Source organism: Mariniflexile sp. TRM1-10 (genome assembly GCF_003425985.1).
GTDB lineage: Bacteria > Bacteroidota > Bacteroidia > Flavobacteriales > Flavobacteriaceae > Mariniflexile.
Genome location: NZ_CP022985.1, coordinates 2,356,387 through 2,369,229, shown reverse-complemented (window position 1 = coordinate 2,369,229; position 12,843 = coordinate 2,356,387). Strand labels below are relative to the sequence as shown.

At 35.1% G+C, this 12,843-nt stretch carries 6 protein-coding genes; all 6 read right to left on the bottom strand.

The genetic code is table 11. From position 1 onward, the window contains the following. Positions 1-5 precede the first annotated feature (5 nt). The 6 genes from CJ739_RS10060 to CJ739_RS10035 all read right to left on the bottom strand — a co-directional run bounded on the left by CJ739_RS10060 (position 6) and on the right by CJ739_RS10035 (position 12,802). A complete protein-coding gene (locus CJ739_RS10060; protein WP_117174910.1) occupies positions 6-3,161 on the bottom strand; it encodes a SusC/RagA family TonB-linked outer membrane protein in 3,156 nt (1,051 codons plus the stop codon). An 11-nt stretch (positions 3,162-3,172) separates the two neighbouring features. Further along, the gene (locus tag CJ739_RS10055; protein WP_117174908.1) at positions 3,173-4,786 is read right to left on the bottom strand and encodes a glycoside hydrolase family 32 protein; all 1,614 of its coding nucleotides are present in this window, start codon (positions 4,784-4,786) and stop codon (positions 3,173-3,175) included. Positions 4,787-4,886: 100 nt separating this feature from the next. Next, entirely contained in the window at positions 4,887-6,203 is a 1,317-nt protein-coding gene (locus tag CJ739_RS10050) for a sugar porter family MFS transporter (protein WP_117174906.1), read from the bottom strand. 360 nt (positions 6,204-6,563) lie between these two features. Continuing rightward, entirely contained in the window at positions 6,564-9,311 is a 2,748-nt protein-coding gene (locus tag CJ739_RS10045; protein WP_236951645.1) for a hybrid sensor histidine kinase/response regulator transcription factor, read from the bottom strand. Positions 9,312-9,637: 326 nt separating this feature from the next. Beyond that, positions 9,638-10,522, bottom strand: coding sequence for a carbohydrate kinase family protein (locus tag CJ739_RS10040; RefSeq protein WP_117174902.1), 885 nt, complete (start codon positions 10,520-10,522; stop codon positions 9,638-9,640). Positions 10,523-10,555: 33 nt separating this feature from the next. Further along, positions 10,556-12,802 (bottom strand): glycoside hydrolase family 32 protein, encoded by a 2,247-nt coding sequence (locus CJ739_RS10035; protein ID WP_117174900.1) that lies wholly within the window; start codon positions 12,800-12,802, stop codon positions 10,556-10,558. Positions 12,803-12,843 lie beyond the last annotated feature (41 nt).

Here is a 12,843-nt window from a genome sequence, read left to right as displayed (position 1 = left end):
AATTTTTAAAAGTTTATGTTTAGCCCAAGTGAAAGTGTTGTTGGAACCGGAATGTTATCTACATTTGTTCGTTCTGGGTCTGCACCTATATAATCTTTTGGTGTAAACCAGAATAAGTTTTCACCTTGAAAATAAAGCCTCAATCCTGTCATTCCAGCCCATTTGCTTATCATTTCTTCTGGGAACGAATAACCTAATTGTAAGTTTCTAATTTTGAAATAAGAATTTTTTCTGAATAAATAGTCGGAAGTTCTTAAATCATTAAACGCTAACGACAAAGATGGAATTGAAGACCCAGTGTTATTAGGGGTCCATGCATCTAATACTCCAAGACCCGCATTTTCTCTACCTTGCACAAAATTATTCCAGAATATGTATGGATCTTGCCCTATTCTTCCAGCTACACCTGACCCAAATATAGAAAGATCAAAGTTCTTGTAGTTTAAATCGATACGAATACCATACTCTAAGTCTGGTAAAGTTGTACCTAAAAAATCTCTGTCTTCTGCACCAATACTTCCATTGCCATCTAAATCTTGGAATTTTAACCCTCCTGGTCTAGCAGCAAGTTGTGTCGGACTTGCATCGATATCTGCTTGACTTTGAAATAACCCAGCTGTTTTATAACCAAAAATAGAGAATTGGGAATGACCAATAATAGAATTATCTACAGTACCAGGGTAAGATGATACTACCTCCTCTGGCAATTGAGTAATTTTGTCTTTAAAAGCACCGAAATTAGTAGATACCGTCATGGAAAGACCATTATTAAACGTTTTGGAATACCCTAAAGATAATTCCCATCCATTAGTTTCCGTTGTAGCTCCATTTAATACTCTTTGTTGTCCTTCTCCAACTACGGATGCAATTGGTGGTGTTGTTAAGATATCGCTTGTTTCCCTTGTAAAATAATCAAAAGATCCTACCACATTATTGTTGAATAAAGTAAAATCAACACCAAGATTCAATTCTTTTGTGGTTTCCCATTTTAATGCTGGATTTGCTGCCTGTATAGAGACAAAACCAGAAGGTAAGTTACCTGTATTGATCCCAGACAAGTCATAAGCAGTTCCTACATTATAATAGATATTAAAAAAGTCTGGCACAAATTGATTTTGGTTAGGCCCATATCTAGATTCAAATAAACCAAAACGCGCTACATCACCAATTGATTGGTTACCTACTTCTCCATAACCTGCTCTTAATTTCAATGAGTTTACAATATCATTATCTTTCCAAAACTCTTCATTACTAAGTCTCCAACCAACTGTAGCCGCTGGGAAAATACCATATCTGTTATCCGCTCCAAATCTTGAAGATCCATCCCTGCGCAGTGTAAAAGATGCTAAATACCTGTCTTGAAATGCATAGTTTATTTTACCAAACTGTGATAACAATCTACTTCCGGTGGATGACCCACTATTTGTACGTGCCCCTGTTGCAGCATTTAATTGGAAAAAAGATTCTGTTTCAACTGCAAAAGTATTTGCCGAAGCATTAACACTTGCAAAATCATCTTTTATTGATTCTGCACCTAATAACACGCCTATTTTATGGTTTTCACCAAGTTCTAATTGATAATTCAATGTATTAGTAAATACAACACTTGTAAATTTATTAGTGTTCTCTATAAGTCTATTATCCCCTCGTGTAATAAACCCATTGCTAACTCTACGCTCAATATCTCTTTTTTTGTAATCGCCGAAATCAAGACCTAAACTTGTTCTAAACGTTAAGTTTTTCAGTATGTCAAATTCTGCATAAATATTGCCAAAGATGTTTGTTCTATCCGTATTATCCCACTTATTTAAATCCTGCATCAAAACTGGATTATTTCTATCAGAATAACCAGCTCCTAATGGCCCTGCATAATCTCCATTGGCATCATACACTGGTATAGTAGGTGCCAAAGTAATGCCTAGTCCTGGGGTAGGCGCACTACCAACATCTCGAGATGCTAACGTTTCATCGGAAGTTGAAAATTGTGTATTAATACCTATACGCAATTTATTATCGAACAAATTAAAATTAGAATTTAACTTTGCTGTAACCCTTTCATATCCTGTGAATTTTAAAATACCTGTATTTCTTAAATGCCCGATATTTAATAAGTGAAATGAATTATCTGTACCACCAGAAACTGAGATTTCATTATTATAAACATACCCCGTTTCATAAAGTTCATCTTGCCAATCGGTGTCTCCTGCTGGCACATTGGTATCGCCACCAACAAAAGGCTGAACAGTTACACTATTCAAAACTGGGTTATTAAAATCCCCATTCCAATCAAAATTATAAATCTCTCCATAACCTGCATTAGGATCCGCTCCATCGTTAACTGAAGCTTGCCATAATGCTTCACCTCTTTGTTGAGCATTTAGCATGTCATAGCGTTGTTTTTTTTCAGAAAGCACTGAAATATTAGAGTTTATGCTGACATTAAGCTTTTCACCACCAGCAGCCTTCGCACTATTTTTTGTTGTAACAATAATAACACCATTACCCGCACGTGCTCCATAAAGCGAAGAAGCAGAAGCATCTTTTAGTACTTGAACAGATTCTATGGTACTAGGGTTCATACTTGCGAGGATCTCTTGTCTAACCGTTGGCACACCATCTATAACATATAAAGGAGCATTATTACCTAAAGTAGTTGCCCCACGAATTAAAACGTTATTAGTTGTTCCTGTTGGGTCACCATTTTTCTCTATAAATAGCCCTGGTACACGCCCTTGTAATCCTTGAACCGCACTACCAGAGCTTAAACTAGTCCCTTCTGTAGGCCCTAATTCTACAACCGTAATCGCTCCAGTTACGTCCACTTTTCTTTCTCTGGAATATCCAGTAACTACAATCTCATCAAGTGCAGCGGCATCTACTACCAGAACGACATCTAATACTGAACGTCCATTAATTTGTGTTTGTTGGGTTTTGAAACCTATGTAGCTAAAAACCAATGTGGCGTTTTTATCAACATTTTCCAGTACATAGTTACCGTCAAAATCTGTTGCGGTACCCTGGGTTGTGCCCGATACAATTACAGATACACCGGGTAAAGGCATCCCATCTTCCTGGGAGGTAACCGTACCTCTTACCTGTGCTTGTGCCCAAACGCTTATAAAAGCAAATACGGGCAGAAATAAAAGTTGTTTTAATTTCATAATAAATTAATTTAGTTAAAATTTAGTTTGTGGATTTCAATGTTGCCAAGAACAAGTTCTTGGTCTTTAGGTTCAATACTTAGTTTATCGAATGGTGCATTCGGAAAAAATATTTCTGTCATAACGGTTTCGCCATTATCAAAAAACAGTTCTATGGATGTTTTATCGAGAATAATGGTACCTGTCAAATCTGGATTTAGCGATGTTCTTTTAGCCTTGGAAACATGACTGGCAAACTTTTCTGAAAAGGCTGTTTTACCGGATTTCCTTCTGTCTACAAAAAAGTTTTTATCGCTGCTATTATACCCAAAGGCCAAAGTGTCGCCTTGTTTATTGGTAAGTTTAAAAGTGAAGCCTTTATCTTTTAAATCTGAAATATTAAAGTTTACTTCAGCGCTAGCTAAATCAATAGCATCAGAATCTATAATTTTTGTATCTTCCTTAATTGCTATATTTTCCTTTTTATATTTTGTACTTCTATAACCAGTAAGTTCCTTTACGGGATTAATTAATAATCGATACCCATTTTCGTTTTTTTGTAGCTGTACTTTTCTAGCGATAGTCATTGAACTTCTCCAAGCTTCGGTTGGAACTTTTTGGGCATAGTCCCAATTGGACATCCATCCTAACATAAGGACACTTCCATCTTTTGTTCTAGCATTGTACCATGACACACCAGCATAATTATCTCTGCCAAAATCAATCCAGTAATTGTGCTCTTTATTGAGTGCTAATGAAAAGTCTTTATCCATTTTAAATGTCGTACCATCAAAATCCCCTATAAAATATTGGGTAGCACTTCCTCCATTTGGACCGCCTGGGTTGATACTTACAAAAAGCACCCACTTGGATTCGTCAGTCCCTAAAACGGGTAATTGAAATAAATCCGGACACTCCCAAACGCCACCATGACCACCAATACCTTGCCCGAAATCTGAAAGTAGATTCCATTTTTTCAAGTCTTTGGAATCATAGAACATGATTCTATCGCCTGCAGCAAGTACCATGACCCACTTATTTCTTTTTTCATCCCATGTTACTTTTGGGTCTCTAAAATCTTTTAGTTTATCATTATCTATAACTGGATTGTTCTCGTATTTAGTAAAGGTTTTCCCTTCGTCATTGCTATAAGCAATACTTTGTGTTTGCTTCCAGTTATCGCCACCTTCCAATTTTTTTGAATTGGTATATATGGCTACAATAGGCACCGCATTACTAACTTCACCAAAACCAGAACTATTAGTAATATCAACGACTGCGCTTCCAGAAAATATAGTACCTAATTCATCTGGGTAAATGGCTATGGGCTGCTCCTTCCAAGTAATCATGTCCGTGCTTATAGCATGCCCCCAATGCATGGGTCCCCAAACATTACTTTCTGGATGGTACTGAAAATATAAGTGGTAGTACCCATTGTAGTAAAACATACCGTTAGGATCGTTCATCCATGCCTTCTTAGGGGTAAAATGAAAGTTTGGACGGTACAGTTCTTCTTCCGTATAAGAATAAGATACGTTTACAGTGCTGTCTGTATTTTGATTGTTTTGGACTTTATCCTTACATCCGGTAAGTAAGAACAAAACCATAAGCATTAGAATGGGATTGGTTTTTCTTAAGGTTTTCATGTGTTTATATTTATTGTTTTTCAATGGTCACATGTAACATCCATAATAATTATTCCGCTGTGTGACGAAATTTTAACCACAGATGTTTCATTTATTTATCTTATTTAACTAGTTTTTTGCTTAATTCTTCTAGGGATATGCCCTTGGTTTCCGGCATCATAAAAATCACGAACAGCAATTGGAACGCCATCATTATGGTAAAGAACAGAAATACCATACCTGCCCCAATAGTTGAGAACAGGACAGGGACCAAAGAAGGGACGACGGCCGCCAGGACCCAGTGCACCGAGCTACCGAATGATTGCCCATAGCCCCGTAAGTGGTTTGGGAAGATCTCCGAAATGAATACCCATATAACGGTGCCCTGCCCAATGGCATGTGCGGCTATGAACATGAACAGGAATATGGGCATAAAGCTTCCTTCCCAATTGAAAAAGAACGCTGCCGAAACCAATGATAGGGATATGATGTAACCAAAGGAACAGATGTACATCAGTTGTTTTCTTCCCAACCTGTCGATCAGGAAAATGCCCAAAAGCGTAAAGAGCATGTTGGTCACCCCAACGCCTATACTGCTCAATAGTGCTGAGCTTTCCGCCAGGCCCGCTTCCGTTAAAATCCTGGGCGCGTAATAAAGCAGCGCGTTGATTCCCGACAATTGATTGAAAAATGCCATTAGGAATGCCAAGATCAGTGGGAATCTATACTTCTTCAGGAATATGTTTTCGTTGGGCACCATGTTGTCCATCTCATCCTTGATCTCCAGCATGAGCTTTTCAGGATCTTCATTTGGGTTTATAATTTGGAGCACCCCTTTGGCCTCACTGTTTCTAAATTTGGTGAGCAGCCATCTCGGGCTTTTTGGAATGGTCAATGCGAATACGGTGTAGGCAGCGGCAGGAAAGGCCTCCACGCCCACCATCCAGCGCCATGCATTCTCTCCGATGTCATTTAACAGGTAGTTTGATAAAAAGGCTATAAGGATTCCAAATACGATGTTGAACTGGTAAAGGCCAACTAGCTTACCTCTGTCTTTTGCGGGAGCGATTTCTGAAATATATGCAGGAGCCGCGATTGTTGATGCACCAACTCCCAGTCCCCCTATAAACCTAAAAAACGCAAACGTCCAAGGGTCATTGGCAAAAGCAGATCCTACTGCGGATATGGTATATAGTACACCTATCCATATCAGGGTGTTTTTCCGTCCGATCCTATTGGTGGGAATCCCTCCGAAAAAGGCACCAACAACAGTGCCCCAAAGCGCCATGCCTATGACGACAACGCCATGGAACATATCGGATGAGCCCCATAATAGTTGTAGTTTTTTTTCAGCACCCGAGATAACTACGGTGTCAAAGCCAAATAGGAAACCTGCAAGTGCTGCAGTAATGGACCAGATCAATATCTTTCTGTTCATTGCGTGGTGGTGTATTTAGTTTAGTCTTGCCAAGTTACCTTAAACATCCGCTGCGGTATTTTCGATTTGTATCAAATGACTACAAAATTGTTAAGCGTATGTTAATTAATATGCAATCATCTATTTATCAGTCTTTTAAAAAAATAATTCGTTTAATAAAAATAGAGCTGTTTCAAAATTGTAACATGGTTTGTTCAAAATTGTTACACAGAAGAAGCGCTCTATTTATTGAATTGACAAAAAGAAGGTTATTAAATTGCTCAACTAAGCAAAAATTAGGCATGAACCGAACTTATTAAGCAAAAAAGATAGCTAAAATTTAAGAAATGTTAATTGAAAAAGATACTTTTAGATGTAAATTCACTCCTCTCGAAACGCTTTGGGCGATTTATTAAATTTCCCTTTAAAACTGGTAGAAAAGTAATTTGGTGATGAAAAGCCCGTAGCATAAGCTATTTCAGAAATTGTTAATTGCGAATCCTGCAACAAAATTTTAGCTCTATCAAGGCGGGTATTTTGAATATAATCACTAACGTTTACATCCATAATAGCCTTCATTTTTCTATAAAGTTGAATTCTGGAGATATTAAGCTGACTGGCTAAATTTTCAACAGAAAATTTAGAGTTATCAAGATTATCATTAATTATTTTATTCACATTCGAAATAAACTCTTGCTCCAGAGATCCAAAATTGTTAGTAGCATCTATATTATGAACATTATTAATAAAATAATAGCGTAGTTTTTCTCTATTATAGATAAGGGTTTTTATTGATTGTGATAAAATAGCGAAACTAAATGGTTTCGTTAAGAATATATCTGCTCCAGATTCCAAGCCTTTAATATAAGTTTCTTTATTGTTTAAAGCAGTTAAAATAATAATGGGAATATGGGAGGTTCTTAAGTCCTTCTTTAAAGTGTTACATATTTCGAAGCCTGTTTTATTAGGGAGGCTTATATCACAAATAATAATATCCGGAATAAGTTCTAATGCCATTTCTATACCATCACTGCCGTCTGATACATGTACACTGTATTCTGAAGCTAATTTACCTTTTAAATATTTCACCAGATCGAGATTGTCTTCAATCATTAACACAGAATAATGCTCATCATCATTTATAACTAATGGTTTGTAAAACGTATCGTCTTCATACTCTAGACTAGTATGTAAAATGGTGCCATCAATAATATCTGGCTCATATATAATTTCATCTGAATTTAAATGAACCTTATCTTTGTACAGTGTAATTATAAATTCCGTACCATATTTTGAATAAACTTCAATGCTTCCTTTGTGCATTTCTACAAATTCCTTGGTGAGGTGCAACCCAATTCCTGAACTTGCTTTATTATTATTTGAGCCTTGAAAAAAAGCTTGAAAAACATTATCTATTTCTTTCTTCGGGATGCCGATTCCTGAATCTTTAAAATGTATTTTTACAAAATTGCTTTCTGCTTCATCTACAATATCTATTGAAATGGTACCATTGTTTGGAGTAAACTTAAAAGCATTGGATAATAAATTAAAATATACTTTATCCATTAAATTTCTATCTAAAAAAAGCGATAAATCTTCGTTATTGGTCGAAATGGTAAAATTGATATTCCTTTTTTGTGCTTCTCGTTCAAAATCTTTAAATATTAAAACAGAAAACTGGTATAAATTCGTTTTTGACGCTTTCAAGATAAACTTACGATCTTCAACTTTTCTAAAATCAAGTAGCTGATTAATTAATCGTAATAACCGTTTAGAGTTGTTATAAATCAACCCCACTTCATTCAATAATTTATTATCCCGTATGACTTTGTTTTCCGTTAACGATTCGGTTGATGATAAAATAAGCGTTATGGGTGTTTTAAACTCATGTGACAAGCCTGTAAAAAAATTAACCTTGGCTTCATTACTAGTTTTAACTTCTTCCGCTATTTTTTTAATTTGATTTCGCTGAATAGTAATTTTTTTATTTCGTAATTCAAGTTCACGCTTTTTCTTTCTAACTTTATTACTGGTATAAATACTATAGACTACTAAAACGACACTAATAATTAATAATGCCAAAAGTAATTGTAATGTGTGTTTTTGCGTCGTATATCTCTCTTCCTGTTTCTTTAGTTTGATTTGTTGAGAATCAATATCTTGTTGTTGTTGGTATATTTTATCAAATTGTTTACTCATAATATCGGCATTACGAGAATCTATAACCGTTGTGCTTAACGTATTGTTTTTAGCAACACGTTCGCCATTCAATATTTTTAATGCTAAACGAATAGCCTCATCACCTCCAGTTGGATATAATATGGTCGCCATTAATTTGCCTTCTTTAACCAATTGCACACCACCATTTGGTCCATTTAAACCATCCACGCCAATAATTTTAATTTGATTTTGAAGTCTTTTCTCTTTAACAATTTCCCAAGCGCCTAAAGCCATTCTATCATTATGAACAAATATGTAATCGACATTTTTTACACTATTCAATACGTCTCGCAAACTGTCTTTTATGGAATAACTTTCCCAATTTCCCTCAATAGCTTTTACAACTTCCAGATTTTTGGTTGAATTGATCACATCATTAAAACCTAAGCTACGTTCTAAAGCAGGTGAAGACCCTGACAGTCCTTTAATTTCAATTATTTTTTTAGGTTCAGTAGATAAAGAGGCTAAATAATTGGCCGCATTCGTACCAACTTCATAATTATCACCTCCTAAATAGGCTGTGTAATTTTCACCGTCCGTTTTTCTATCAACAATTAAAACAGGAATACCACTTTTGAATGCTTTTTCAACAATTGGTGTAATGGGTTTGGATTTTATTGGAGACACTATTAATAAATCAACCTTTTCAGAAATAAGTTGTTCTATATCTTCAATCTGGTTATCTATATCATCTTCACTATCAAGAATCTTAAGTTCAATTTCGGGATAAAATCCTGCTTGGATTTCCATGGCTTGGTTCATGGATTTCCGCCATTCATCATTAATTCCTGTTTGGGAAAATCCTATAGTGTATTTTTTTGTTTCAGAAACATTTGAGCATCCAAAAACAAAAAATAAGTTTATTATAACAATACACTTAAAGAGATCTAACATGTTAATCTTTATCATTTCATATATTATGAACTCATCTAAACTTTTTATAATTGGCTGAAAAGTTTAAGCGCGTTCTATTAGGCAATTTCCGAAGTTATAATTTTTTTAAATATATAGCGGATTTTGCCTAGAATATTTCTATCCAGATTTCGTTAAGGCAGATTTATAAGACGTTTTGGCAAAATGACCCTTGGAGTTTTTAAATATTAAATAATTGACTTTAAGGGCATAATTGGTTAAAAAAGCCTCTTAAAGCTAAAAAAGCAACATTTTAAGGGCATGTCCTGTCCTAAAAAATCGATACAGATTATTAATAAACATTTTATTGAATAACTTTATAACTAATATGGATTTATAAATGCATCAATATCTGACCTTAACAATACGGGATTGGCTCCTTCATTTTGAGCTACCATGGCCCCAACGGCACAGGCAAAATCTATGGCTTCTTGTGGACTGACTTTATGCAACAGGAGGCTTATTAACGAACCTAAAAACGAATCGCCAGCACCAACAGTATCAATCACTTTTATTATGAAGCCACTATTGTAATAAAGTTTATCATTGTATAATAATACAGCTCCGTGGTGCCCTTTAGTGACACAAATATGTTTCGTATTTGTTTTGTCTGCAATGTACATTAGGTTTTGCTCTAATGAATTATACTTAGAACCCATTGACTTGCTCACTTCATAAAGCTCATCATCATTGAATTTTATAAAGTCGGCTTTGTTCATTAAATGTACTAAAACCTCTTTGGTATAATATGGCAATCTTAAATTAAGGTCAAAAATTTTGTATTTAGCAAGTTCTATGAGTTTGTACAATGTGCTTCTAGAGCTTTCGTCTCTTGCTGCCAAACTGCCAAAAACAAACGCATCAGAATTCTTAACAGCGCCTTTGTTTATTTCTGTTAACCTTATTTTGTCCCAAGCCCTTGGGTATTTAATATCATAGGACGCCGATCCCTTATCATTTAGCATCACTTTTACCTTGCCGGTTTTGTACTCATTGTGCACTTGAATACAACTAGTATCAATACCTACGTCTTTAATGTATTTAAGCAATTCAGACCCACTTTTACCTTGACCAATAGCGCTAATCATGGTGACATTATTTCCCAATGCTTGCAATCTATTGGCAACATTTAAAGGCGCTCCCCCTATTTTTTTATGGGTTGGAAATACATCCCACAACACTTCTCCAAAACATACTACTTTTGACATATCATTTCTTTTTTCATTTTAAAATCTTGAAGTTCATTTTGAGGATTCCACATAACTCCAATCTATTGACTTCATTGGCCAAACATAAAATTTATTAAGTTTAAGGTCATTCTCAAACCCTATTAATTCCAGATATTTTGCGTCGGTATCTGTGAAATAAATGCGGTCTGTAATGGAAACCTCATCATTGATATAAATTTCAATCATCGATTTATCTAAGAAAATATGTAGCTTAATATCCTCTTGCTTTGAAATGGGTGCTTTAAGGGCTGTAAATTTTCGTTCTGGATTGTCCTGTATTTTATCAAAAACCACAGAATCTGTTGTAGGGTCATAATAAATCATCCCTTGAGGGTTTCCGTTTTTAGACTTTCTAACAATAATTCCCTGCTTATCCTTTCCTGCTTTAAACTCTAAAATGATTTCAAGTTGATCACCTGCTACATTTTTTAAATCATTTTTTAATTTTGAAATTTCGCAATTATCACAGTTAATTATAGGTTTTTCTCTTAGGGAATTAAGTTCCTTTATAGGTGCAAAATTGAGTTTATTGTTTTTACCAAGCCAGAGGTTTATTGGCAAACCTGCATTATGCGCCCAACCCATATCATACGTATCAACAGTCCCAAATTTCCCTTGAGCTATTGAAAATATTATAGACCTATTTGTCTTTGGATCCACCAAACCACTTTGTCCTGTAAATCCGAAATCCCCATAATCCAATAATGAAGGATCTTCTTGATCTGGGATAAACTTTTTATTCTTTTTATCAAATGATCCAATCCAATAGAATACTTCTACATCTGCGGCATCTCTTAGTGGCAATACCATAAAAACATATTTATTGGTGCTTTTTCCTTCTTTTGTTGGCAGAGGAAGAAAAACGGGCAACTCCCAAACGCCTCCCATATATGGATACTTTTTAATATCAGTTTGATAAAATGGATGAAGATAGTTCCAATTTTTAGCATTTTCAGATTCAAACAAGACAGCTGTTCCTCCTTTTTTGGCAATGCCGCTACCAACAATCATGTAATACATGGCATCTATTTTGAAAACAAAAGGATCTCGAAATTCGTTATGTAAATACTCTGACGGTTTATCTACTATAATTTCGGTTTTTTTCCAAGCAATTAAATTTTTATCACTTTTATCTTCTGGGATGGCTATTGCTGTATATTGGTTTTCTGCCTTTGCATCATTCCCAGCTGTGTAAAACAGCATGGGTGTATCGTTTGGACCTACATATGCAGAACCTGACCAGATTCCGTCTGGATCAAGCTCTCCTTTTTCAGGAGCCAAAGCAATATCTGCATGCTTCCAATTCACCATATCATCACTAACCCAATGCCCCCAATGAATTTGCCCCCAATAGGGACCGAAAGGATTGTGCTGATAAAAAAGATGGTATTTGCCATTATAATATAATGGTGCATGAGGCTCGTTCATCCAATGTGCTGGAGCAATGGCATGATATCTTGGTCTAAATTCATCATCGAATTTTGTATAATCCAACCTTAGATATTTAGTAATATCTTGTTCTATACGTGAATCGAGATCAATCTTTTTCTTACTGGAATCATTTAAAGGCCTTATTGAAATGTCATCAAGAATCCCATTAACCATATTGAATTTGAATTTGTCTCCAAAACCACTGGCATCGGAATTTCTTCCAATTGTCAAAACATAATCACTACCATCAAATTGCTTATTAATTATCAAACTATCTAATGGTTCGTTCAACAATTCTTTTCCATTTAATAAGACTCGTAAAGTTTGGGAATCTTGGATAACGTTAACAAAATTCCATACATTTTTTTGAACAAATAATTGATCATTCATAAAACGCTTCACATCATTTCCCATACCATATTGAACAACCAATTGGCCATGTTTTATCAAACCCACTTTAAATCCTATGGCATCCTTTTTAGAAGCATAATCTATAATAGCCGCTAATTTATTATCTATGGCATTATCAAAAGCTCTTGGTGCTATCCAGAAACTTATATCAAATGTATTAGGGATTTTAACATTTTCAATCTCCATATAAGTGGAGTATCCATCGAAAAGAAGCGACCCTCCTAAACCAATTGGTTTCCAAAGGAAATGAGGGGTTTCAGATTTTAAACTGTATGGCGCATTGTAAAGATGTGCTTTATATTTATTTTGAAATTCATGATACCAGTTTTCCCCATCAAAACTAATATCTATATTTTGAGCCTGTAACGAAACGCTTGTTATAATTAAAAACACCGCTATTTTATAAGAAATATTCATATTTTATTCATTTGATTAATTATTTTCATATTATTTGCATA